This window comes from Brachybacterium phenoliresistens (assembly GCF_039530785.1).
GTDB lineage: Bacteria > Actinomycetota > Actinomycetes > Actinomycetales > Dermabacteraceae > Brachybacterium > Brachybacterium phenoliresistens.
This window is the reverse complement of sequence record NZ_BAAAOW010000001.1, coordinates 784,296-807,010: the sequence shown is the minus strand read 5'-3', so window position 1 is coordinate 807,010 and position 22,715 is coordinate 784,296. Positions and strand designations below refer to the sequence as shown.

Genomic DNA, 22,715 nt, shown 5'->3' with positions numbered 1-22,715 from the left:
AGCCGGAGGACGTCCGCGACCTGAGGGATCAGGACTCGGCCGCGGCCAGGGCCTGTGCGGGAGCCGTCGAGGCGGCGCGACGGGCCGGCAGCACCGAGGCGATCAGTCCCGCCGCGAGGGTCAGCACGATCACCGTCAGGACCTGCACCCAGGGCACGGTGACGACGGTCGGGAAGGTCGAGCCGAAGATCGCCATGATCCCCGTGGTGCCGTAGAGCATCCCCAGGGCCACGCCCAGCACCGCGCCGATCACCGCGAGCAGCAGGCCCTCCCAGGCGAGCATGGAACGCATCTGGGCGCGGGTGGTGCCCAGCGCCCGCAGCAGCGCGTTCTCGCCGGTGCGCTCGACCACGCCGAGGCTCAGCGTGTTGGCCACGCCGACCAGAGCCACGAGCACGGCGACCGCGAGCAGGCCCAGGGTGATCGCCAGCAGCACGCCGAGGATCTGCCCGTACATCTCCCGCTCGACGCCCTCGGCGCTCATGGACGGGTCGGTGAAGCCGCCCTCCTCGAGCGCATCGCGCAGGTTCAGCAGGATCGTGGTCGAGTCGAGCCCGCCGCGGGCGCTGGCGCCGGGGGCGGCCATGTCCACGAACAGGGCGGTGGCCGGATCGCCGCCGGCCAGCTGCGCGAAGGTCGCCGGGGTCAGCAGGCTCATCGCGAGGTTGCCGTCGAGCTCGACGGTCACCGGCACGGTGCCGCCGTCGGCGGCGGGAAGCGTGAGCACCTGCCCGTCGTGCAGCCCGAACTGCTCTGCGCGATCCCCGCCGGTCAGCAGCACGCCGTCGGCCATCTTCGCGGAGATGTCCCCGCGCACGGCGACGTCGTCGATCTCCTCGGGCGTGGGGCCGTAGACGGTCATCGTGTCGCGGGCGTCGACGTCCAGCTCCGCGGTGGGGACCTCCACGGCCTTCTCGATGCCCTGCACCGCCTCGACCTGGGCGACGGCGTCCTGCGGCATCGCCTCGGCCCGGACGACCATGTCGATCGGCTTGCGGTTGTCGAGATCGGAGGTCAGCGAGACCTCCGCGGTGTGGGCGCCCACCGCCATCATCGTCATGAGGGTGGTGCCGATCAGGAGCGCGGAGATCGTCGCCGCGCTGCGGCGGGGGTGGCGCAGCGTGTTGGCCGCGGCCACCGTGGCAGGGACCCCGCCCAGGCGCCGCACCACGCGGCCGATGAGGGAGGTCGCGATCGGGGTGAGCACGACCAGGCCCACGAGCGCGGCCACGAAGCTGACGACGCCGCCGGCGATGGCCAGCAGCAGCCCCGGGCCCGTGGTCCCGGCCAGGGAGATGCCGGTCCCGGCCAGCAGCATGCCGACGCCGGCGACGAACGCGGCCGCGGAGCCGACGGCGCGCAGCCGCCCGGCCCCTCGGGAGCTCGCCTCGACGGGGCGCAGCGCCTCCAGCGGGGCGACCCGGGTCGCCCGGCGCAGCGGGGAGACCCCGGCGAAGACGGTCACCAGCACCCCGGCGATCAGCGGCAGCGCCACCGACAGCACGCTGACGGGGACGATGCCGAGGCCCGGGGTGGCCCCCAGCAGGAAGGCCGCGAGCAGGGCCAGCTGGGCCAGGACGTGCCCGAGCAGCAGGCCCGCGACGGAGCCGACCAGCCCGACGCGCAGCGACTCCCCGCGCACGGTCGCCGTCACCTGCCGGCGGGTGGCGCCGAGGGTGCGCAGCAGGGCGAGGTCGCGGGTGCGCTGGGCGAGGGTGACGGTGAAGGTGTTGCCGACCACCACGGCCGCGGTGAGCAGGGCGATGACGACGAACACGCCGAAGATGGATCCCATGGCGACCATCCCGGACAGGCCCTGGGACTTCGCCTCGGCGATGGCCTGCTCGGCGGTGACGATCTCGACACCGGCGGTCGAGCCGGAGCTGGCGATCGCCTCGGCATCGGCCCCCGGGGTGAGGGCGGCATGCCAGGTGTAGGTGCTCGCCGGGAGGTCGCCGCCGGTCAGGACCGGGGCGTTGGCCGCGGTGAGCACGGCCCAGGGCGTGTCGAAGGCGAACAGGTCCGAGCCGGAGGCCGAGGGAGCGAGGATCCCGGTGACCTCGAGGGACACCTGCTGCTCCTCGCCCTGCGCGTCGTAGGTCTGCGCGAGGACCGCGTCGCCGACGCCGACCCCGAGGGCCTCCGCCGTCTCCGGGGCGAGCGTGATCTCGTGATCGCCGACGGCCTCGCGGCCCTCGCCGACCGCGGTGGGGGCCACCTCCTGCGGCGGGAGCGTGCGCAGCTCGACGAAGCGGGGAGAGCCTCCCGGCGCCGCGGACCGCAGCTCCGTGTAGTACGAGGCGACCGGCCACATGGCCGCGGCGTCCCGGAGCGCGGGGGCGGGCGGGGCGCTGACGGTGCCGTCGGCGTTCTCGACCGGCTCCGCGCCGCCGGTGTCGATGACCAGATCGGCGCCGCGGTACGTCGACTCGGCGCTCTGGTCCAGGGACGCGGTCATGAGGTTGCCCGCCAGCACGAGAACGGCGACGAACGCGGTGGACAGGGCGATGGTGACGATGGCGGCGACATGGCGCCGCACCGGGGTGATGCGGGGACGTGCGGGCCGGCTCATCGGGCGCCCCCGGCGGCGGGCACGGAGGCTGCGCGGGCGGCGGAGGGCCCGAAGGGTCCCTGCTCGTCGCTGGCGATGCGGCCGTCGGCGAGGGTGACGATGCGGTCGGCGCGCTCTGCCGCGTCGCGCTCGTGGGTGACCATGACGACCGTCTGGCCGAACTGGTCGACAGAGAGCCGCAGGAAGTCCAGGACCTCCTCCGTGGTGCGGGAGTCGAGGTTGCCGGTGGGCTCATCGGCGAAGATCACCGCGGGCGAGCCGATCAGGGCGCGGGCGATCGCCACCCGCTGGACCTGCCCGCCGGAGAGCTGGGAGGGCAGATGGTCCAGGCGGTCGGCGATGCCGAAGGCGGAGGTGATGGTGTCCAGCCAGGCGCGGTCCGCGCGGGTGCCCGCGAGGTCCAGCGGCAGCAGGATGTTCTGCTCGGCGGTCAGCATCGGCAGCAGGTTGAAGGACTGGAACACGAAGCCGATCCGGTCGCGGCGCAGCCGCGTGAGCGCGTCGTCGTCCAGGCCGGTGAGCTCGGTGCCCTCCAGCTCGATGCTGCCGGAGGTCACGGCATCCAGCCCCGCGAGCACGTGCAGCAGGGTCGACTTCCCGGAGCCGGAGGGGCCCATGATCGCCGTGAACGCCCCGCGCTGCAGGTCGAGGTCCACCCCGTCCAGGGCGAGCACCTGCGAGGTGCCGCTGCCGTAGGTGCGGCGCAGGTCGCGGGCGCGCAGGGCGGGCCCCTGCGCGGGGGACGAGGAGGGGGAGGCGGGAGAGGATGACATGGAGGTTCGTTCCTTCGCTGGTGGACGGTTCCCCCTCAGCCTCCGCCATGCCGGGCCCCGCGCACATCGGCGCGAGGTCGTGAGGCCGCGGCGGGACATGAGTCCTGAGCAGGAGGGACAGGTCCGCCCACGGTATGACGCGGGATCATCCGCCCACGATCATCCGCCCACGATCACCCGCCCACGATCACCCGCGCGGGATCACTCGCGCGGGATCGCTCGCCCGGGATCACTCGCCCGGGCGCACCAGCCCCGTCTCGAAGGCCGTGATCACCGCATGCACCCGGTCGCGGGCGCCGAGCTTGGACAGCACCCGGCCCACGTGCGTCTTCACGGTCGCCTCGGCCACGAACAGCTCCGCCCCGATCTCCGTGTTGGACAGCCCCTTGGCCATGAGGGTGAGGACCTCCCGCTCCCGGTCGGTGAGGGAGTCCAGCACGGCCGTGGACCGGGTCGCGGACGGGACGGCGGAGACCATCTGCTCCATCAGGCGCCGCGTGGCCGAGGGCGCGATCACCGCATCCCCGCGATGGACGGTCCGGATGGCGCTGAGCAGCTCCTCGGGCTGGGAGTCCTTGAGCATGAAGCCGCTGGCCCCGGCGCGGATCGCGGCGACGACGTAGTCGTCCAGGTCGAAGGTGGTCAGCACGATGATCCGCGGGGCGCGATCCGCGGGGGCGCGGGAGAGGATCTGCCGGGTCGCCTCGATGCCGTCCATCCGCGGCATGCGCACGTCCATGAGGACCACGTCGACCATCCGGGAGGCGAGGGAGTCCACGGCGGCGGCCCCGTCGTCGGCCTGGAGGACGACCTCGAGGTCGGGCTGGGAATCGATGACCATCGCGAAGCCGGCGCGCACCAGCGGCTGGTCGTCGACGAGGGCGATGCGCAGCGGCAGGGAGGTCTCGGGCGTGGTCATCGGGCGGTCCTTCCGGGGACGGGGGCATCGGGTCGCAGGGGGATGCGTGCGCTCACACGGTAGCCGCCGCCGGGCAGCGGGCCGGTCTGCAGCTCGCCCTGGAAGGCGGCGATGCGCTCGCGCATGCCGGTCAGGCCGTGGCCCTGGCCGTCGGAGGCCGGGTCGTGGCCCCGGCCGTCGTCGAGCACGTCCAGGCGCAGCAGGTCGCCGGTGCGGGCCAGCTCCACGCGCACGCTCGCGGCGGGGCCGGCATGCTTCATCACGTTGGTCAGCGCCTCCTGGACGACGCGGAACACGGTCAGGCCCAGGGCGTGGGGGACCGTGGCGAGGTCGCCGTCACGGCGCAGCTCGACGCGCACCCCGGCGCTGCGGACCCGGGCGACGAGCTCGTCGAGCATCTCGATGCCGGGCTGCGGGCCGAAGCTCGTCTCCTCGTCCTGGCGCAGCACCCCCAGCAGGTTGCGCATGTCGGCCAGGGCCGCGCGGCCGGTCGCGCCGATGGTGGACAGCACGTCCTGCGCCTTCTCGGGCTGCTGGGCGGCGATGAACCGGCCGCCGTCGGCCTGGGCGATGATCACCGACAGCGAATGGGCCACCACGTCGTGCATCTCGCGGGCGATGCGGGCGCGCTCGTCCGCGACGGCCAGGGCCGTGCGCTGCTCGCGCTGATGCACCTCCTGCGCAGCCCGCTCCCGGGCCAGGCGCAGCTGGTCCACGCGCACGTGCTGGTACCGGCCGATGGCCCAGGTCCCCAGCACCGCGACGCAGCCCACGAACAGCGAGACCGCGAAGACGAGGACGATCTCGTACAGCTCCCCGAGCGAGTGCACCGTCACGGCCAGGCTCGCCGCCATGGCGCCGGCCTGCAGGAGCGCCCCGAAGAAGGCGGCTCCCAGCGCCAGGCGGCGGGCGAGGGCGGAGCCGTGCACGGTCGCGCAGAACAGGGCGTAGAAGATCATCGCGTCGCCCAGCACGTAGGGCTGTCCCGCGACGAAGTGGAGCACGGCGAGGATGCCGATCACGAGGGTCGCCCCGCCGGTGCGGGTGCGCAGGAACGCGCCCGCGGCGACCATCGGGAAGGTCGACAGCAGCCACCATCCCAGCGAGCCGGTCAGGACCGAGAACGCCGCCAGGAACAGCGCGCCGCCCCCGAAGACGACCAGGTCCACCCAGCCGGGGTGCTCGACGACCCAGCGGAAGGGGTCGAAACGGGTCCGGGGCGCGGGCCGGAGGTCGGGGCCTCCCGCCCGGGCCGCGGCGGGGTCGTGCGGTGCGCTCATGCCTCGAGCCTAGGGATGACGCGGCATGCCGGCGTCCTCCCGTGGTCGGAGCCGGGGTGCGCCATGCGTCACGCCGGCGGCAGCGGGATCCGGCCCTGGGCGGTCCCCGCCGGGGCGATGAGGTCCGGTCCGTCGTGGCGGACGCTGCCGACCTCCCGGCCGACGGGCCGCACCTCGAGCAGGGCGTCGTCGATCAGGTTCGCATCCTCCAGGGCGAAGGCCTGGGCATCGGCCGCCCGGTCCATGCCCGGATCCAGCCACCGGTCCACGGCCTCCCGGGTGAGCATGAGCGGGGTGCGGTCGTGGATGTCGGCGAGCTCGCCCCGGGCCTCGCGGGTGATGATGCTCGCGCTGAGCAGCCAGGCGCCGTCGGCGCTCGCCGTCGGGCCCTCGTGCCCGCCCGGGCCCTTCCACCAGGAGATCAGCGCCGCCATGTACAGGAGGGAGCCGTCCGCCGGGGTGATGAAGAAGGGCTCCTTGGTGCGCCGGCCCTTCGCATCGCGCCGCCACTCGTAGTAGCCGTTCATCGGGACCACGGCCCGGTAGCGGGCCAGGGAGCCGCGGAAGGACGGCTTCTCGGCGAGGGTCTCGCGCCGGGCGTTGAAGGTGCGGGCCGAGAAGGAGAGGTCCTTCGCGAAGGGAGGCAGCAGGCCCCATCGGGCCATCCGCAGCGCCCGCAGCACCTCCCCGGAGTCCCGGTCGATCGACTCGGTGACGATGTGGATCGGCACGGTGGGCGGGATGTTCCAGCGGGCCCGGAAGCCGGGCTCGGTGAGATCCACGGCGCCGAGGTCGTCCAGCAGCGGCTCGATCTCCTGGTAGAACGCGAATCGACCGCACATGGCGGGCCTCCTTCTGGGCGGCGGGATCGGGGCTGCGGGCCGGCGCGACGCCGAGGGCGTCAGTCCTCGCGCTCGGGGGCGGAGGCCCGGTCCTCCGGCGGGGTGAGGCGGTGCTCGGGGCCGGTGTAGGAGGCCGCGTCGTGATGGAGGTTGCGCAGGCGGATGTCCCGGCCCGCGTCGACGACCTGCTGGTACTTCTCCTCCGCCTTGACCGCGCCGGCCTCCGCGCGCAGCGGCAGGGCCAGGGAGTCCTCGGCCGGCTTGCCGGCGGCCAGCTCGCGGGCCCGCTCGTACTCGGCGTCGACCTCCGCCCCCAGCAGGATGACCGTGTTCACGACCCACAGCGCGAACAGGACCGCCATGATCGAGCCGATCGCCCCGTAGGAGGAGTAGGAGGCCAGGGTCGACATGTACAGCGACAGCGCCAGCAGCGCGAGGGCGATCCCCAGGATCGCGAACACGCCGCCGGGGGAGATCAGCCGGAAGGGCTTGGCGATGTTGGGGGTCGCCCAGTACAGCAGCGAGATGAGCACGAACATCAGCAGCACCACCACCGGCCACTTCGCCCACGCCCAGATCGGCAGGAAGGAGTCCACCAGGAAGGTGAGCAGCCCGGTCGCCCCGATCGGGTCGGCGATCGGCCCCAGCAGGGAGGTCACGATCGACTCGCTCAGCAGCAGGGAGATCGCGATCGCGAGGATGCCCAGGACCAGGGCGGCGGTCACGGCGAGCATGGTGCCGTTCATGCGGATCGGCCCGCGGCCTTCGGGGACGTCGTACATGGCGTTGGAGACCCGGGCGTACGCCTTCACGTACGCGGAGGCGGACCACAGGGCCGTCGCGATACCGATGATCAGGGCGACCGTCCCGCCGGTGGAGCTGCCCATCAGCGATTCCAGGGTCGATGTGACCAGGGGTTCGAGGTTCATCTGGCCGCCGTCAGGGTTCGACCGGGAGATCATGTCGATGATGAGCTGGGAGATCTGCTCCTGGAAGCCCTGCAGCACCAGCGTCGCCAGGGAGAACACCGCCAGCAGGGTCGGGGCGACCGAGAGCACCATGAAGTAGGTGAGCTTCGCGGCGTGGTCGGTGCCGCCGTCGCGGCCGAACTCCGTCAGCACGCGCTTGGCCATGTACACCACGGTGGCCCGCGTCAGGCGGGGCCGGTCCTTCGCTGCCGGGCTCGTGGCCGAGCCGCTCGTCGTCACCGGGGATGCGTCCTTCGCCGTCATGGTTCCTCCGCGATGTCGGGGACCGGCCGGGGGCCGGGTCTCAGGCGATGTCATCCTTGCACGTCGCAGGACTGCGCGCACCGGGTGCGCCGTCGCGGGCGCGTCCCCGGGGCCCGGGGACGGGTCGTGCTCCGCGGCGGGCACCGTGCCGGAGTTGTCCACAATCCTCGGGACGGGGGAGCGGGATCCGGCCGATCTCCCTAGAGTGGCTGCAGTCACAGCGCAGATGCAGGGAAGACACCGGCGGTCCCCAGGGAGGGCGGCGCCGGAGCAGGAGGGGAGCGGTCGATGGAGGCCCACGCGATCATCGAGGCGGAGACCCGCGAGATCATCCGGCGGCGAGGCCTCGACGTGCGCACCGGCGGCCTGGAGCCCCTGATCCGCGATGTCGCCGCCGACTACGACCAGCGCTCCGCGAGCGGCGCGGTGCCGCCGGTGCGCGACCTCGACACCGTCGTCGCGCAGGTCGCGGCCCGCATCGGCGGCTACGGCGCGATCCAGGAGCTGCTGGACGACCCGAGCGTCGAAGAGGTGTGGATCAACGGCCCCGGGCAGATCTTCTGCGCCCGCCACGGACGCAGCGAGCTGACCTCCCTCGTCCTCTCCGAACCGGAGATCCGCGGCATCGTCGAGCGGATGCTCGTCTCCTCGGGCCGCCGCCTGGACCTCAGCACCCCGTTCGTGGACGCCCTGCTGAGCGACGGCAGCCGTCTGCACGTCGTGATCCCCAGCGTGACCCGGCGCCACTGGTCCGTGAACATCCGCAAGTTCATCGCCAGTGCCCACCGGCTGGAGGACCTCGTCGAGCTCGGCTCGCTGACCCCGCAGTCCGCCGCCTTCCTGGACGCCGCCGTCGCCGCCGGGCTGAACATCATCGTCTCCGGCGCGGTCGGCGCCGGGAAGACGACCATGCTCAACTGCCTCGCGGCATCCATCGGGGCCCGCGAGCGCGTCGTGACCGTGGAAGAGGTGTTCGAGCTCGACCTCCACCTGCGCGACGTCGTCGGGATGCAGACCCGCCAGCCGAACCTCGAGGGCACCGGCCGCATCACCCTGCGCGACCTGGTCAAGGAATCCCTGCGGATGCGTCCCAGCCGCATCATCGTCGGCGAGGTCCGCGAGGCCGAGAGCCTGGACATGCTGATCGCGCTAAACAGCGGGCTGCCGGGGATGGCGAGCGTGCACGCGAACTCCGCCCGCGACGCCGTCACCAAGCTGTGCACGCTGCCGCTGCTGGCGGGTGAGAACGTCTCCAGCCGCTTCGTGGTCCCCACCGTGGCCAGCTGCATCGACCTGGTCGTCCACCTGGACATCCGGCCCGACGGCCGGCGCTGCGTGCGGGAGATCGCGGGACTGCCCGGGCGCGTCGAGAACGACGTCATCGAGATCTCCGACATCTTCCACCTGCGCGAGGACCAGCTGGTGCGCGGCGACGGATTCCCGCCGCATGCCGAGCGCTTCGCCCGTGCCGGGGCGGACCTCTCCCGTCTGCTGGGGCGGGACGCGGCATGATCCAGGGAGCGCTGCTCGGTCTGCTGATGGGCGTGGGCCTGGTCGCCATCTGGCGCTCCTGCTGGGAGACCGCGGAGCCCCGCGCCGCGGGCCCGGGCCGGCTCAGCACGTGGAGCGACCGTATCCGCGACGACCTCGTCCAGGTGGGGCTCGGCAGCGTGCCTCCGGTCGCCGTGCCGGCGCTGAGCGCCGGGGCGGCTCTCGTCGTGCTGGCGACCCTGTGGTCGATCTCCTCCGCGCTCGTGCCCTCGCTCGCGATCGCCGTGGGCACCGCAGCGCTGCCGGTCCTCGTGCTGCGCTCCGCGGCACGCCGGCGGCGCATCGAGCTGCGCGAGGTCTGGCCCGAAGCGGTGGACCACATCAACTCCGCCGTCCGGGCCGGCATGTCCCTGCCCGAGGCGCTCGTGCAGGTCGGCGAGCGCGGCCCGGAGGCGCTGCGCCCGCCGTTCGTGGAGTTCGCCCGCGACTATCAGGCCAGCGGAGACTTCGGCAGCTGCCTGGACCGCCTCAAGGTGCGCCTGGCGGACCCCGTCGGCGACCGCATCGTCGAAGCGCTGCGGATCACCCGGGACGTGGGCGGCACCGATCTGGGGGTCCTGCTGCGCACCCTCTCCTCGTTCCTGCGCGAGGACGCCCGCACCCGCGCCGAGCTCGAGGCCCGCCAGTCCTGGACCGTGAACGCGGCCCGCCTGGCGCTGGCGGCGCCCTGGATCGTGCTCGTGCTCATGTCGACGCGACCGCAGGCCGCCCAGGCCTACGACTCCCGCGAGGGGATCCTGCTGATCCTCATCGGCGGGGCGGTCTCCCTCGTGGCCTACCGGGTGATGCTGCAGATCGCGCGGCTCCCCCAGGACGAGAGGGTGCTGCGATGACCGCCGTGCACCCTGCGCTGCTCGGCGCCGGACTGGGCCTCGTGCTCGGGGCCGGTCTGCTGCTGGTCGTCTACGGGAACCCGATCATGCGCCCGCGCCGCCTCGCGCAGAGGATCGACCCGTATCTGCGCCGCGACCGCGAGAGCGCCCTGCTCGCCCCGCGCGAGCAGCGGGGACGCCGCTGGCAGGTGGCCCGGCGCCTGCTGGGCCCCATGGTGAGCCGGGTGATCGGTCTCCTCGAGCGGCTCACCGGAGGTCCCGAGCAGCTCGAGCGGAGGCTGCGCCTGGCCGGTCGCAGCACCACCGTGGACACCTTCCGCCTGGAGCAGGTGGTGATGGGGCTCGGCGCGATGGCGGTCGCCGGCGTCCTGGCCGTCGCCGCCGTCACCCTGCGCGGCGCGAGCCCGCTGCTCGGCCTCATGATCATCCTCATCGGCGGGATCTGCGGCGTGCTGCTGCGGGACTACCTGCTCGGCATCGCGGTCGCGCGGCGCGGGCGGCGCATGGCACGGGAGTTCCCGACGGTCGCGGATCTGCTCGCCCTCGCGGTCGCGGCCGGGGAGAGCCCTGTGGCCGCCATGGAGCGCGTGGCCACCACCTCCCGCGGCGCCCTGCCGGAGGAGTTCGCCACCACCGTCGCCGAGATCCGCGCCGGATCGACGGTCTCCGAGGCGCTCATGAGCCTGGGGACCCGCACCCCGCTGGACGCCCTGGGGCGGTTCGGCGAAGGGGTCGCGGTCGCCATCGAGCGGGGCACCCCGCTCGCGGAGGTGCTCCGCGCCCAGGCGCAGGATGCCCGCGAGACCGCCAAGCGGGACCTGCTGGAGACGGCCGGCCGCCGCGAGATCTACATGCTCGTGCCGGTCGTCTTCTTCGTGCTCCCGCTGGTGATCGTGTTCGCGATCTTCCCCGGTCTCGCCGTCCTGGAGATCTCGCTGTGAGCGGGGCGGACGGGGCGCCGGCGCGGGCCTCTCCCCACCGCCGTCGGCGCCGACCCCCACGAATCCCATCCCAACACCCCTCCTCGAGAGCATCGGAGAATCCCATGAGCACGCGCATCACCCCCGGACAGGCCATCACCACCACTCGAGCGCATGTGCGCCGTGCCGCGGCGGCGGCCGGCGCCTGGAGCAGCCGCAGCGCGCGCCGTGCCCTGCACGGCGCGGCGAGACGTCTCGCGGCGGACCGCGGCGATGTGCCCGGCTGGGTCCTGATCACCCTGATGACCGCGGCGATCGTGGTGGCCCTGTGGGCCGTCGCGGCGGATCAGCTGGTGGCCATCTTCAACAACGCGATGAAGCCGTTCCTCGGCGGCACCGTCGGCTGACATGGCCGCGACCCGCCGGACCGGTCCTCCTGGGCAGCGACGACCGCCGCGGCGCCGCCTCGCCCGCTTGCGGCGGGCGCTGCGCGCCGAGGACGGCTCCGCCGTCGTCGAGTTCCCCCTGGTCGCCGTCCTGATCCTGATCATCGCCCTCGCGGTGATCCAGGCCGCCGTCATCCTGCACACCCGCAACACCCTGATCGATGCGAGCGTCCAGGGCGCCCACCACGCCTCGCTGGTGGGCAACGATCTGCAGGACGGGGAGGAGCGGACCCGGCAGCTCATCGACCAGAACCTCGGCGGCGACCTGGACGTCGAGGTGAGCGCCGTGCAGGGCGAGGACGGGATCATCGACGTCCGCGTCAGCGCCGCCTTCCCGCTGGTGGGCCTCTACGGTCCCCGCGGGACGCTGCAGGTGGACGGGCGCGCCATCGCCGAGGAGACCTGGTGATGCGCCGGCGCGCCCCATGGCCCCGGCTCCGCGGCGGTGCCCGGCTCCGCGAGGCCGGGCGGGCTCTGCGCGGCACCGAGGGCAACGCCCTGATCGAGTTCGTGGTCCTCGCCGTCGCCCTGCTGATCCCGACGCTGTACCTGGTGCTGACGCTCGGCTCCGTCCAGGCGGCCGTCTTCGCGGCCGATGTCATCGCCCGGGACGCCGCCCGCATCCACGCCACCGAGACCGATCCCGTCGCCGCCTCCGGCCGCAGCTCCGCGCATGCCCGGATGGTGCTGGAGGACTTCGGCCTCGAGCCCGGGGACGTCGTCGAGATCCGCTGCACCGAGGACCCCTGCGCGACCCCCGGCGGGACCGTCACCGCGAGCGTGCGCATCCCCGTGCCGATCCCGGGGCTGGGCCCTGTCCTCGGCGGCGCCGGACCGGTCGCGGTCAGCAGCGAGCACATCGCCCCCGTGGACCGCTACCGCGCCCCCGGCTCGAATGGCCCCGAGGGCGCCGCATGAGCGCCTGCGGCCCGATCCGCCGGAGGGCGCGGGCCCTGCGCGCCGCGCTCGCCGAGGACTCGGGGACGATGACCATCCTGACCACCGGCGTGGTCGCCGTGGTGCTCATGGTGATCGCCCTCGGCGTCGCCATCACCGGCGTGCACCTGGAGCGCAACGGCCTCCAGCATGCCGCCGACGGCGCGGCCCTCGCCGCCTCCCAGACCGTGGACGAGGCGGGCCTCTACACGCCCGGTGCCCAGGCCACGACGACTCCGGCTCTCGCGCGCCGGGCCGCGGAGGACTTCCTGGCCCGCTACCCTCTCGGGGACGGGCGCCTCCGCGACGTGGGCGTCGCGCGCGTGGACGTGGCCGAGGACGGCACCGTCTCGGTGACGCTGACCGGCCGCGTCGACCCGCCGCTCGTGGGCTGGTTCACCAGCGCGACGGACATGTCCATCCCCCTGACCACCCTCGGAGAGGCTCGAGCTCGATGACCCACCCCGCCCCCCGCACCGTCCTGCTGGCCCCGGACAAGTTCAAGGGCACGCTCACCGCCGCCGAGGTCTGCGACGCCCTCGAGACCGGCATCTCCGCCGCCGCGCCGCACGCCCGCGTGCTGCGCTGCCCGATCGCCGACGGCGGCGACGGCACCGTCGAGGCGGCCCTCGCCGCCGGCTTCGAGGGCCGCACCACCACGGTCGAGGGCCCCACCGGTCAGCCGGTCCCCGCCCGGTGGGCGCTGCGCGGCGCCGATGCCGTGCTCGAGCTGGCCGAGACCTCCGGGCTGCGCGTCCTTCCCGGCGGCGACCTCGCCCCGGGGCGGGCGAGCACCCGGGGCCTGGGGGAGCTGATCCTCGCCGCCCGCGACGCGGGAGCGCGGCGGATTCTGGTGGGCCTCGGCGGCAGCGCCACCACCGATGCCGGGGCCGGGATCCTCCAGGGCCTCGGCGCGCACCTGCGCACCGCGCGCGGGGAGGACATCGCCCCCGGCGCGGACGGCCTGGAGGACCTCGCCTCCGTCGACCTGGTCCCCGCCCTGACGGCCCTGGAGGGCGTCGAGCTGGTCGCGGCCTGCGACGTCATCAATCCGCTGACCGGCCCGGAGGGCGCAGCCGCCGTCTACGGGCCGCAGAAGGGCATCGCGCCCGAGCGCATCGGCGAGATCGACGCGCGCCTCGCCGCGGCGGGGGAGCGCATCGACCCCAGCGGCCAGCACGCCCACCGCCCCGGGGCGGGCGCCGCCGGGGGAGCGGGCTTCGCCCTGTACGCCCTCGGCGCGAGCTTCGAGGCCGGGGCCGATGCGGTGCTCGCCCTGCTCGGCTTCGACGAGGCGCTGGAGCAGGCGGACACGGTCGTCATCGGCGAGGGCAAGCTCGACGAGCAGACCCTCCACGGCAAGGGCCCCGCCGAGGTCGCCCGCCGCGCCCGCGAGGCCGGCCGGGAGGTCCTCGCCGTCGCCGGCGCCGTGACCCTGGCGCCGGAGCAGCTGCGCGCGGCCGGCATCGGCGCCGCCTACGACCTGATCGGCCGCTCCGCCGGGCTCGAGGACGCGCTGCAGCGCGGCCCCGAGCTGCTGGAGGGCATCGGCCGCGAGATCGGTGCGGCGCTCGGGAGGGGCTGACCGCTCCGCGTGACCGGGGGTCCCGGACTGCTCCCGGGAGACGCGCGCCCGGGAATCGGCCGGCTCCGCCCGGGCCCTGCCGTAGACTTGCTCCTCGTGGCTACCGTCGACTTCTCCGAAGAGATCCCGCACCTGCGATCGACCCTCGAGTCCATCGCCAAGGTGACGGATCTCGATGCCCTGAACGCGAAGATCGCCGACCTCGAGGAGCAGGCCGCCGCGCCGGACCTGTGGGACGACGTCGACAACGCCCAGAAGGTCTCCTCCGCGCTCTCCCACGCCCAGGCCGAGCGCCGCCGGATCGACGAGCTGACCAGCCGCATCGACGACCTCGAGATCATGGTGCAGCTCGCCGCCGAGGAGTCCGACGAGGACACCCTCCACGAGGCCGAGACCGAGTACGCCTCGATCCGCAAGGCGCTCGACGAGCTCGAGGTGCGCACGCTGCTCTCGGGCGAGTACGACGAGCGCAACGCCGTGATCACCATCCGCGCGGGAGCCGGCGGCGTGGACGCCGCGGACTTCGCCGAGATGCTGCTGCGCATGTACCTGCGCTGGGCCGAGCGCAAGGGCTACCCCACCAAGGTGATGGACACCTCCTACGCGGAGGAGGCGGGCCTGAAGTCCGTCACCTTCGAGGTCTCCGCCCCCTACGCCTACGGCACCCTGTCCGTCGAGGGCGGCACCCATCGCCTGGTGCGCATCAGCCCCTTCGACAACCAGGGCCGCCGCCAGACGAGCTTCGCCGCCGTCGAGGTGATCCCGCTGATCGAGTCGACCGACACCGTCGAGATCGACGAGAACGACCTCAAGATCGACGTCTTCCGCTCCTCCGGCCCCGGCGGGCAGTCGGTGAACACCACCGACTCCGCCGTGCGCATGACGCACCTGCCCACCGGCATCGTCGTGTCGATGCAGGACGAGAAGTCCCAGATCCAGAACCGCGCCGCCGCCCTGCGGGTCATGCAGTCCCGCCTGCTGCTGCTGAAGAAGGCCGAGGAGGCCGCCGAGCGCAAGGAGCTCGCCGGCGACGTCAAGGCCTCCTGGGGCGACCAGATGCGCTCCTACGTGCTGAACCCGTACCAGATGGTCAAGGACCTGCGCACCGAGCACACCGAGGGCAACCCGCAGGCCGTGTTCGACGGCGATATCGACGCCCTGCTCGAGGCGGGGATCCGGTGGCGCGTGGGCCAGCAGCGCGAGAACGCGAGCTGATCGGGACCCGCTCCGGGGCCGTGCGCGCCCCGGGGCTCCCTGCGGCGGCGGGCCGCCCCGCAGGAAGCGGCGCATCAGCAGGTGGCGCCGCGAATCTTGACCAAGGCTTGACCGGTGATCGGCCGCGTGGCCGTCGCGGTCCGGGCCCCCTCGCGCCTACCCTGAGCGTGTCCGTCCACTCGACCCGTAGGCAGCAGTGATCCGATTCGACAACGTCACCAAGACGTACCAGCGCGGCCAGAAGCCGGCGGTGGAGAACCTCACCCTCGAGTTCGCCCGCGGGGAGTTCGTGTTCCTCGTCGGCGCCTCCGGCTCGGGCAAGTCCACCCTCATGCGCCTGGTGCTCAAGGAGACCTCCCCGACGCGCGGGAACGTGTACGTCGCGGGCAAGGACATCGCCCGCATCCCCTCCTGGCGGGTTCCGACGCTGCGCCGGGACATCGGCATGGTGTTCCAGGACTTCCGCCTGCTCCCGTCGAAGACGGCCTACCAGAACATCGAGTTCGCCCTCGCCGTGATCGGGACCCCGCGCAAGGTGGTGCGGCGCCTCGTGCCCGAGATGCTCGAGATGGTGGGCCTGGCGGACAAGGGCCGCCGCCTGCCCCATGAGCTATCCGGCGGCGAGCAGCAGCGCGTCGCGATCGCCCGCGCCTACGTCAACCGCCCCTCGATCCTGCTGGCCGACGAGCCCACCGGGAACCTCGACCCCGCCACCGCGGAGGGGATCCTGGACCTGCTGGGCCAGATCAACGACCGCGGGACCACGGTCGTCATGGCCACCCACGATGCCACCGCGGTGGACCGCATGCGCAAGCGCGTGGTCGAGATGGTCGGCGGGCACGTAGTCCGCGACGAGGAGGCCGGCGGCTACGAGTCCGCCAGCGAGGCCAGCGTCATCTCCGGCAACCTCCCCGACGGCGCCCTGCCGGCGGAGCTCGCCGCCGGGGACGGCCCCGAGGCCGCCCCGGAGCCGCGCGAGGAGGGACCCGTCGTGCTCGCGACCGGCCCCGCATCGGCGCCCGAGGCCCCCGCGCCGGAGCCCGCGACCACGCCGAGCCCGGAGGAGACGCAGGCCCCGGAGGAGAAGCCGCGTCGTCCCGAGCGCCGGCGCCGCGGTCGTCGCGCCGCCCAGCTCCTGGAGCCGGAGACCGCCGACGTCCCCGTGCCCGCCGATGCCCCGACGGCTCCCGCTGCCGCGGCCACCCCGGATGCCCCGGCGGCCCCCGGGCCGGCGCCGTCGGCCGATGCCCCGGCCTCCGACGCTCCCCACGAGCCCTCGGCTCCCGCGACCGGCCGCGCAGCCCGCACGTCGCGAGGAGCCGCCGCCGGCCGCCGCTTCCGGTCCCGGGATCCCTTCGCCCCCGGCGCCGCCGCAGCGACCCTGGCCGCAGCCGAGGGGCCGGGTGCCGCGGCCGGCCCGGCCGAATACGCCGGTGATCCGGCGTCCGCGGCCGGCGGCTCCCTGCCGTCCGACGGCGAGGACCGCGCCCGCCCGACCGCCGCGTCGGTGCTCGCCGCCTCCCCGTGGCTCGAGGACGCCGAGGATCCCCGCGCCGAGATCGCCGCGGAGCTGCCCGCAGAGGCGGAGGAGCCCGCCGTGGTCGACGACGTCCTGGACGAGGACCTCTACGACGAGCGGGACACCGTCCTGGACGAGGACGCCGCCGCCTTCCAGGAGATCCAGGACGACCCGGAGGTGCTGCGATGAGAGCGCGGTACATCTTCGGGGAGATCTTCACCGGCCTGTGGCGCAACGTCGCCATGGTCGTCTCGGTGGTGATCGTCACCGCCGTGTCGTTGACCTTCGTGGGCACCGGTCTGCTCATGCAGAAGCAGATCATCGACATGAAGTCGACCCTGGTCGAGCAGTCGCAGGTGACGATCTTCCTGTGCTCCCCGCATTCGACGGCCGCATCCTGCGCCGGCGGGCCGGCGACCGATGCGCAGATCCAGTCCGTGCGCGACGCCCTCGAGGGCGATGTCCTGTCGGGGTACATCGACTCCTACTCCGAGCGGGACCAGGAGGAGGCGCTGGCGATCTACCAGGAGCAGTTCGCGGGGGAGGGGTTCGTCTCCAACTTCACCGCCGAGGACATGCCCGTCTCCTTCCACATCACGCTGAAGGACTCCGACTCCTCCGCGGCGGTGGTCGAGTTCTTCCAGGGCCGCGACGGCGTCGACGAGGTCACCGACCTGCTCAGCGTGTTCGCCCCGTTCATCGACGCCCTGAACCAGTCGACCCTGTTCTCGCTGGGCCTGGCGGTGCTGATGCTCGTGGCCGCGGTGCTGCTGGTGGCCACCACCATCCGGATGTCGGTGGCCAACCGACGCCGCGAGATCGCGATCATGCGCCTGGTCGGCGCCTCCAACGTGTTCATCCGCGCCCCCTTCCTGCTGGAAGGGGCGGTCGCCGCGATCATCGGCGGCCTCATCTCCAGCGCCCTGCTCTGGCTGGGCCTGCGCTACCTGGTCGAGGACTGGCTCGCGCCGACCCTCGGATCCCAGATCATCTCGGTCGGCACGCAGGATCTCCTGTGGGCCGGGCCCGTCCTGGTCGCGACGGGGGCCGCCCTGTCGGTCGCCTCCTGCGTCGTCTCCCTGAACCGCTACCTCAAGGTCTGAGCCATGAACGCCGTCCTCCCTGCCCGCCGTGCACTGCTGGCCGCGCTCGCCGCGACGATGCTGGTGGCCCAGCTGCTGGTGCTGGGGACCCCGGCCTCCCTCGCCGAGGGCGACCGGGACGACAAGGTCGCCGAGCGCGCCGAGATCGACCAGAAGCTCGAGGACGTCCGCACCTCCCTCGAGGGCACCAACCAGGATCTCGCCGACACCTACGTCGCCCTCGCCGAGACGGAGCTGCTCATCCCGCAGGCCCAGCAGGACCTCGAGGACGCGCAGGCCGCTGCGGCCGCCGCGGAGGAGGAGAACCGGCTGGCCGGGGAGCGGCTGGAGACGGCCCAGGCCGAGCTCGACCGGCTGACCACCGAGGTCGAGACGGGCCAGCAGCAGGTCGACGCCTCCGGCGAGGAGCTCTCGCAGGTGGCGCTGGACGCCTACAAGGGCGGCGGCCCCCCGAACCCGGCGAGCGTCTACGTCGGCTCGCAGAACCCGCAGGACGCGGTGGACCGCTCCATGAACTACAAGCTGACCCTCGCCTCCCAGGGCACGCGGCTGGACGAGCTGCGCGACGAGCAGTCCGTCACCGAGAGCTCCGCCGACCGCGTCACCGCCGTCGAGCAGGAGATCGCCGACCTCAAGGTCGAGGCGGAGGAGGCGCAGGCCGCCGCCGAGCAGGCCGAGGCCGATGCCGAGAAGAAGAAGCAGGACCTCGATGACCTCTACGCCGCGCAGATCGCCCAGCGCGACGAGCTGGAGACGAAGAAGGTCCAGTACCAGGGCGACGCCGAGGCCCTCGAGGACAAGGGCACGACCCTCGACTCCGAGATCCAGGCCCTCGCCGACGAGGAGCGCGAGCGGGGCAGCTCCGGGGGGTCGGGCGGCGGCGCGGCCCTGGGCCCCGTCTCGGGATCGGGCTTCCTGCAGCCGGTCGCCGGCCGGCTGAACTCCAACTTCGGCTGGCGCGTCCACCCGATCTACGGCACGCGCAAGCTGCACAAGGGCGTGGACTTCCCCTCCGCCTGCGGCACCCCGGTGCGGGCGGCGGCCGATGGCCGCGTGTCCCGGGCGTACCACAACTCCGGCGCGGGCAACAAGATCATCCTCACCCACGGCACGATGAACGGCAGCGTCATCACCACCTCCTACCACCACCTGCAGGGCTTCGCCGTCTCGCAGGGGCAGAGCGTCAAGCGCGGGGAGGTCGTCGGCTACATCGGCACCACCGGCTCCTCGACCGGCTGCCACCTCCACTTCGAGGTCCACGAGGACGGCACCGCCGTCAACCCGATGAACTATCTCTGATCCCGGTCCGCCCCTGCGCCCTCGGAGAAATCCGCTCGCGCATCCCCGGCACCGCCTCGTATGCTGGATGGTCCGTGCCGGAGATCCCGGGAGGTGAGGAGGAGCCATGTCGAGGATGAAGTCCGCGGCGAAGAAGCAGGCCGCGAAGGACGACGGGCCGGTCAAGAAGCTCATCGCCTCCAACAAGAAGGCCCGTCACGACTACCACATCGACGACACCTACGAGGCCGGCATCGTCCTGACCGGCACCGAGGTGAAGTCCCTCCGCGACCGCGGCGCCTCCCTCGTGGACGGCTACTGCTATCTCGAGGGCGGGGAGGTGTGGATGGACGCCGTCCACATCGCGCCCTACGTCAAGGGGACCTGGACCAACCACGCCGCGCGGCGCAAGCGCAAGCTGCTGCTGCACAAGGCGGAGATCGCCAAGCTCGCCGGCAAGACCCGCGAGAAGGGCTACACGCTGGTCCCGCTGGAGATGTACTTCCTGGGCTCGCACGCGAAGGTCGTCGTGGCACTGGCCCGCGGCAAGAAGGAATGGGACAAGCGCCAGACCCTGCGCGAGCAGCAGGATCTGCGCGAGGCCCAGCGCGCCATGCGCCAGCGCGAGCTCGTCTGAACCCGTCAGGGATGGGTCACGCCCGGGGCCGATGGATCGGCCTCGGGCGCGGGGTGGCTGCTCGAGCCTGCGCGGCCGGGGCGATCACTCGGCCCGTTCCAGGCGGGCCACCGTCTGCCGGCTCGAGGCGATCTGTCCCTCGTCGGCCACCCCGAGGTTCTCGCGCATCATGAGCGCGCGCCGCGCGTCCTCGAGCGCCAGGTCGCGCAGCCGCCGCGCCGCCATCGGCCGCCCGGAGCGGCGCAGCAGCGCCGCATGCTCGAAGCGGCACTTCGCCCGATGCTGGAACACCGAGGCCAGCACGGACAGCGAGCTGGGGGAGGTGGGGTCGTCCAGGCCCGTCTCCTCCGCGGCGAGGTCCAGCAGCTCCTCGGCGGCGGCGTAGGCGCCCTGCCACTGCAGCACGTGGGCGTAGCGGGTGCGGCGCACCGCGCGCACCAGCGGAGGCATCGAGCCGTGCAGGGTGCGGCGGGCGGCCGCGGCCGCCTCGTCGAGCCGGCCCAGCATCCGCAGGTAGGCGACGGTGCGCGGGTCCTCCGGGTGGGCCGCGCACCAGGCGGCGAGCCCGTCCGCGTCCTCGACGACCTCGCGCAGGGTCTCGTCGTCCACGCGCACCGTGACGCCGGCGGCATCGAAGCTGATCATCCTCCCATCCTGCTCCTTCCGCGCCGCGGCGACCAGGGCCGGGCCCGTTCGCGGTGAGCAGACAGATAATCGCTTCGCCCCGGAGCGGGAGAGGAGTAGACTGGTCGGACGGCGAAGGGGTGGCCCGGTCGATGTGCTGAGTCGACGAGCTGATCCGGAGCCGGTGTGGTTGACAACTGAAGAGTGAGTGCAACGACGGCCCAGGCCGTCACAGTGCTGCGACCCACGCATGGGGACGATCGGTTTCGACGGTAGTTGTCCAGCGAGGGGAAGCGGGCCGAGAACCCAGAGTCAACTCGTTAATGTCCTCTGGAAACCAATAAGTGCCGAAACCAAGCGCACTGACTTCGCTCTCGCTGCCTGATCAGCGTTAGCAGTCTGGAACCCCGGGCTTGCTCCTGACCCGGATCGTTCCATCATCTAAGGAGCCACTGCTTCCGGCCTTCGTCATCGGGGTCGGGTGAACAACCTAGAGTGACTGAGTCCGTCGACGACGTGTTCGTGCGAGCGTCGGGACTGAGAAAACGCCTTTCACGGACTGCGCCCGGAGAAGCCCTGGCTTCGCACTATCGGACGCGGGTTCGATTCCCGCCGTCTCCACCATTGCACTCACCGACAAAGGCCCCCTCCCCTGCGCAGATGCGCGGGGGAGGGGGCCTTTCCCGCGCCCGGGGCCCGTCAGCGCGGGGCGGCCTGCGCCGACGGACCGGCCGGTTCGGAGGGCTCCTCCACGGTCGCCGGCGTCCCGCGGCCCTCGAGCTCGGCGGCCAGGCGCTCGGCCTCCTCGCCGCCGATCGCCTCGCCGCGCGCCACCAGCCCGGACTCGGACTTCAACGGGATCTCGCGGATGAACAGCGCGAGCACCAGGCCCACCGCCATGAACGGGATGACGTACCAGAACACGGGCGCCAGCGCGTCGGCATAGGCGCCGACGATCCCCTCGCGCACGGGCTCGGGCAGGTTCGCGAGGGTCTGCGGGTCGATGCTCGAGGCGCTGGCCTGCGCATCGGCCGCATCCGCCCCTGCCCCCGAGAACACCTCGAGCAGGCGCTCGGTCAGGCGCGTGGTGAACAGGGCCCCGAACACGGCGGTGCCCAGGGAGGCTCCGACCTCGCGGAAGTAGTTGTTGGTGCTGGTCGCCGTGCCGATCGTGTCGGCGGGGACGGCGTTCTGCGCGACCAGCACGATGATCTGCATGACCAGGCCCAGGCCGATGCCGAACACCGCGAGGAAGGCGCAGATCAGCCAGATCGGCGTGGTCGCGGCGAGCGTGGTCATCGCCAGCAGGGAGAGGATCACGATCGCGATGCCGGCGATCGGGTAGGCCTTGTAGCGGCCGCTGCGGGAGACGAGGATGCCCGAGACGATCGAGCTGCCCATCATGCCGGCCATCATCGGGATCATCAGCAGGCCCGACTGCGCGGCGGAGGTCCCGGAGGCCATCTGCAGGAAGGTGGGCATGAAGCCGATGGCCGCGAACATGCCCAGGCCCAGCACGAATCCGATCCCGGTGGTCAGGACGAACAGCCGGTTGCGGAACAGCGACAGCGGGATGATCGGGTCCTCCGCACGGGACTCGGCCAGGACGAACGCGGAGGCGGCGAGGACGAGCCCGGCGCCCCAGGCCAGGGTGGTGGGGGAGGTCCAGCCGTGGTCGGCATCGGCCCCGAAGTCGGTGAAGAAGATCAGGCAGGTCGTCGCGGCGGAGAGCAGCACCACGCCGAGCACGTCGATGCGGCGGGTCGCCCTCTTCGCCGGCAGGCGCAGCGCGAACAGGCCCACCGCGAAGGCGGCGATGCCCACGGGGATGTTGATGTAGAACGCCCAGTGCCAGGTCAGGTGGTCCACGAAGTAGCCGCCGAGGAGCGGGCCGAGCACGGCGGAGATGCCGAAGACGGCGCCGAGGGGGCCCATGTACTTCCCGCGCTCGTCGGCCGGGACGACATCGGCGATGATCGCCTGGGACAGGATCATCAGCCCGCCGCCGCCCAGGCCCTGGATGGCGCGGAAGACCACGAAGGTCCAGAAGTCCCCGGCGAACGCGCAGCCCACGGAGGCGAGGGTGAACAGGGCGATGGCCACGAGGAACAGGCGCCGGCGGCCGATGATGTCGCCCAGCTTCCCGTAGATCGGCATCACGATGGTGGTGGCCAGCAGATAGGCGGTGGTGATCCAGACCTGATGGTCCACCCCGCCCAGCTGCCCGACGATCGTGGGCATGGCGGTCGAGACGATGGTCTGGTCGAGGCTGGAGAGGAACATCCCCGCCAGCAGGGCGGAGAAGATGATCCAGATCCGGCGCCGGGTCAGCAGCAGCGGGGCCGCGGTGGCATTCATGGAGCTCCTGGGGAGGGACGGTGGTGCGGGGTCCCGGGACTCCGCAATATGCAGTAACTGCAAGGCAGTGTGCAGTCACTGCATGAAAGGTT

21 protein-coding genes and 1 other RNA gene are annotated in these 22,715 nt (G+C 72.8%); 14 read left to right on the top strand and 8 right to left on the bottom strand.

The features are described 5' to 3' along the window. Positions 1-28: 28 nt before the first annotated feature. From ABD234_RS03725 to ABD234_RS03700, 6 genes are all read right to left on the bottom strand, one after another. The gene (locus ABD234_RS03725; RefSeq protein ID WP_344354099.1) at positions 29-2,572 is read right to left on the bottom strand and encodes an ABC transporter permease; all 2,544 of its coding nucleotides are present in this window, start codon (positions 2,570-2,572) and stop codon (positions 29-31) included. After that, complete coding sequence (locus ABD234_RS03720; RefSeq protein ID WP_344354097.1) at positions 2,569-3,345, bottom strand: ABC transporter ATP-binding protein; 777 nt, start codon at positions 3,343-3,345, stop codon at positions 2,569-2,571. Before ABD234_RS03720 ends, ABD234_RS03725 begins: the two co-directional genes overlap by 4 nt. Before the next feature lie 229 nt (positions 3,346-3,574). Beyond that, entirely contained in the window at positions 3,575-4,264 is a 690-nt protein-coding gene (locus ABD234_RS03715) for a response regulator (RefSeq protein WP_038372903.1), read from the bottom strand. Further along, a complete protein-coding gene (locus tag ABD234_RS03710; RefSeq protein ID WP_051486890.1) occupies positions 4,261-5,544 on the bottom strand; it encodes a sensor histidine kinase in 1,284 nt (427 codons plus the stop codon). The genes ABD234_RS03715 and ABD234_RS03710 overlap by 4 nt, the downstream gene beginning before the upstream one ends. A gap of 68 nt (positions 5,545-5,612) precedes the next feature. Further along, complete coding sequence (locus ABD234_RS03705) at positions 5,613-6,386, bottom strand: SOS response-associated peptidase (RefSeq protein ID WP_344354094.1); 774 nt, start codon at positions 6,384-6,386, stop codon at positions 5,613-5,615. 59 nt (positions 6,387-6,445) lie between these two features. Further along, positions 6,446-7,618, bottom strand: a complete 1,173-nt coding sequence (locus tag ABD234_RS03700; protein WP_344354092.1) for a YihY/virulence factor BrkB family protein — start codon at positions 7,616-7,618, stop codon at positions 6,446-6,448. Positions 7,619-7,906: 288 nt separating this feature from the next. On the opposite strand from ABD234_RS03700, the gene ABD234_RS03695 reads away from it, so the two are divergent. From ABD234_RS03695 to smpB, 13 genes are all read left to right on the top strand, one after another. Beyond that, the gene (locus tag ABD234_RS03695) at positions 7,907-9,130 is read left to right on the top strand and encodes a TadA family conjugal transfer-associated ATPase (RefSeq protein ID WP_344354091.1); all 1,224 of its coding nucleotides are present in this window, start codon (positions 7,907-7,909) and stop codon (positions 9,128-9,130) included. Further along, positions 9,127-10,002, top strand: coding sequence for a type II secretion system F family protein (locus ABD234_RS03690; protein ID WP_344354089.1), 876 nt, complete (start codon positions 9,127-9,129; stop codon positions 10,000-10,002). The genes ABD234_RS03695 and ABD234_RS03690 overlap by 4 nt, the downstream gene beginning before the upstream one ends. Next, a complete protein-coding gene (locus tag ABD234_RS03685) occupies positions 9,999-10,943 on the top strand; it encodes a type II secretion system F family protein (protein WP_038372908.1) in 945 nt (314 codons plus the stop codon). The genes ABD234_RS03690 and ABD234_RS03685 overlap by 4 nt, the downstream gene beginning before the upstream one ends. A gap of 104 nt (positions 10,944-11,047) precedes the next feature. Next, on the top strand, positions 11,048-11,329 hold the full coding sequence (locus tag ABD234_RS03680) for a hypothetical protein (protein WP_344354086.1): 282 nt from the start codon (positions 11,048-11,050) through the stop codon (positions 11,327-11,329). Between the two features lies 1 nt (position 11,330). Continuing rightward, positions 11,331-11,777: a TadE family protein gene (locus ABD234_RS03675; RefSeq protein ID WP_084148510.1), complete on the top strand. Its 447-nt coding sequence runs from the start codon at positions 11,331-11,333 to the stop codon at positions 11,775-11,777. Beyond that, the gene (locus tag ABD234_RS03670; protein WP_232226363.1) at positions 11,777-12,286 is read left to right on the top strand and encodes a hypothetical protein; all 510 of its coding nucleotides are present in this window, start codon (positions 11,777-11,779) and stop codon (positions 12,284-12,286) included. The genes ABD234_RS03675 and ABD234_RS03670 overlap by 1 nt, the downstream gene beginning before the upstream one ends. Next, positions 12,283-12,762 (top strand): pilus assembly protein TadG-related protein, encoded by a 480-nt coding sequence (locus ABD234_RS03665; protein ID WP_344354083.1) that lies wholly within the window; start codon positions 12,283-12,285, stop codon positions 12,760-12,762. Before ABD234_RS03670 ends, ABD234_RS03665 begins: the two co-directional genes overlap by 4 nt. Further along, positions 12,759-13,889: a glycerate kinase gene (locus tag ABD234_RS03660; RefSeq protein ID WP_344354082.1), complete on the top strand. Its 1,131-nt coding sequence runs from the start codon at positions 12,759-12,761 to the stop codon at positions 13,887-13,889. Before ABD234_RS03665 ends, ABD234_RS03660 begins: the two co-directional genes overlap by 4 nt. A 96-nt stretch (positions 13,890-13,985) precedes the next feature. Beyond that, the gene (gene prfB / locus ABD234_RS03655) at positions 13,986-15,104 is read left to right on the top strand and encodes a peptide chain release factor 2 (protein ID WP_038372996.1); all 1,119 of its coding nucleotides are present in this window, start codon (positions 13,986-13,988) and stop codon (positions 15,102-15,104) included. A gap of 196 nt (positions 15,105-15,300) precedes the next feature. Continuing rightward, positions 15,301-16,812 (top strand): cell division ATP-binding protein FtsE, encoded by a 1,512-nt coding sequence (gene ftsE / locus ABD234_RS19170; protein WP_415749462.1) that lies wholly within the window; start codon positions 15,301-15,303, stop codon positions 16,810-16,812. Then, positions 16,809-17,726 carry a permease-like cell division protein FtsX gene (ftsX, locus tag ABD234_RS03645; protein WP_038372912.1) on the top strand — a complete coding sequence of 306 codons (918 nt, stop codon included), beginning with the start codon at positions 16,809-16,811 and terminating at the stop codon, positions 17,724-17,726. Before ftsE ends, ftsX begins: the two co-directional genes overlap by 4 nt. A 3-nt stretch (positions 17,727-17,729) precedes the next feature. Then, complete coding sequence (locus tag ABD234_RS03640; protein WP_038372913.1) at positions 17,730-19,025, top strand: M23 family metallopeptidase; 1,296 nt, start codon at positions 17,730-17,732, stop codon at positions 19,023-19,025. A gap of 106 nt (positions 19,026-19,131) precedes the next feature. Continuing rightward, on the top strand, positions 19,132-19,641 hold the full coding sequence (gene smpB / locus ABD234_RS03635; protein ID WP_038372914.1) for an SsrA-binding protein SmpB: 510 nt from the start codon (positions 19,132-19,134) through the stop codon (positions 19,639-19,641). 84 nt (positions 19,642-19,725) lie between these two features. On the opposite strand, the gene ABD234_RS03630 is transcribed toward smpB, so the two are convergent. Beyond that, positions 19,726-20,286, bottom strand: a complete 561-nt coding sequence (locus tag ABD234_RS03630; protein WP_038372915.1) for a hypothetical protein — start codon at positions 20,284-20,286, stop codon at positions 19,726-19,728. A 231-nt stretch (positions 20,287-20,517) separates the two neighbouring features. Here ABD234_RS03630 and ssrA point away from each other — a divergent pair. Continuing rightward, positions 20,518-20,889, top strand: a transfer-messenger RNA (tmRNA) gene (gene ssrA, locus ABD234_RS03625). Between the two features lie 75 nt (positions 20,890-20,964). On the opposite strand, the gene ABD234_RS03620 is transcribed toward ssrA, so the two are convergent. Continuing rightward, positions 20,965-22,623 carry an MDR family MFS transporter gene (locus tag ABD234_RS03620; protein WP_038372916.1) on the bottom strand — a complete coding sequence of 553 codons (1,659 nt, stop codon included), beginning with the start codon at positions 22,621-22,623 and terminating at the stop codon, positions 20,965-20,967. Positions 22,624-22,715: the final 92 nt, after the last annotated feature.

Bases quoted from the DNA above. Each gene is read 5' to 3' on its own strand.
- ABD234_RS03725 (WP_344354099.1), bottom strand. From the start codon at position 2,572: ATGAGCCGGCCCGCACGTCCCCGCATCACCCCGGTGCGGCGCCATGTC.
- ftsX (WP_038372912.1), top strand. From the start codon at position 16,809: ATGAGAGCGCGGTACATCTTCGGGGAGATCTTCACCGGCCTGTGGCGC.
- ABD234_RS03715 (WP_038372903.1), bottom strand. From the start codon at position 4,264: ATGACCACGCCCGAGACCTCCCTGCCGCTGCGCATCGCCCTCGTCGAC.
- ABD234_RS03630 (WP_038372915.1), bottom strand. From the start codon at position 20,286: ATGATCAGCTTCGATGCCGCCGGCGTCACGGTGCGCGTGGACGACGAG.
- ABD234_RS03675 (WP_084148510.1), top strand. From the start codon at position 11,331: ATGGCCGCGACCCGCCGGACCGGTCCTCCTGGGCAGCGACGACCGCCG.
- ABD234_RS03710 (WP_051486890.1), bottom strand. From the start codon at position 5,544: ATGAGCGCACCGCACGACCCCGCCGCGGCCCGGGCGGGAGGCCCCGAC.
- ABD234_RS03680 (WP_344354086.1), top strand. From the start codon at position 11,048: ATGAGCACGCGCATCACCCCCGGACAGGCCATCACCACCACTCGAGCG.
- ABD234_RS03660 (WP_344354082.1), top strand. From the start codon at position 12,759: ATGACCCACCCCGCCCCCCGCACCGTCCTGCTGGCCCCGGACAAGTTC.
- ABD234_RS03695 (WP_344354091.1), top strand. From the start codon at position 7,907: ATGGAGGCCCACGCGATCATCGAGGCGGAGACCCGCGAGATCATCCGG.
- ABD234_RS03720 (WP_344354097.1), bottom strand. From the start codon at position 3,345: ATGTCATCCTCTCCCGCCTCCCCCTCCTCGTCCCCCGCGCAGGGGCCC.
- ABD234_RS03640 (WP_038372913.1), top strand. From the start codon at position 17,730: ATGAACGCCGTCCTCCCTGCCCGCCGTGCACTGCTGGCCGCGCTCGCC.
- ABD234_RS03705 (WP_344354094.1), bottom strand. From the start codon at position 6,386: ATGTGCGGTCGATTCGCGTTCTACCAGGAGATCGAGCCGCTGCTGGAC.
- ABD234_RS03690 (WP_344354089.1), top strand. From the start codon at position 9,127: ATGATCCAGGGAGCGCTGCTCGGTCTGCTGATGGGCGTGGGCCTGGTC.
- ABD234_RS03670 (WP_232226363.1), top strand. From the start codon at position 11,777: ATGCGCCGGCGCGCCCCATGGCCCCGGCTCCGCGGCGGTGCCCGGCTC.
- ABD234_RS03700 (WP_344354092.1), bottom strand. From the start codon at position 7,618: ATGACGGCGAAGGACGCATCCCCGGTGACGACGAGCGGCTCGGCCACG.
- smpB (WP_038372914.1), top strand. From the start codon at position 19,132: ATGTCGAGGATGAAGTCCGCGGCGAAGAAGCAGGCCGCGAAGGACGAC.
- ABD234_RS03665 (WP_344354083.1), top strand. From the start codon at position 12,283: ATGAGCGCCTGCGGCCCGATCCGCCGGAGGGCGCGGGCCCTGCGCGCC.
- ABD234_RS03685 (WP_038372908.1), top strand. From the start codon at position 9,999: ATGACCGCCGTGCACCCTGCGCTGCTCGGCGCCGGACTGGGCCTCGTG.
- ABD234_RS03620 (WP_038372916.1), bottom strand. From the start codon at position 22,623: ATGAATGCCACCGCGGCCCCGCTGCTGCTGACCCGGCGCCGGATCTGG.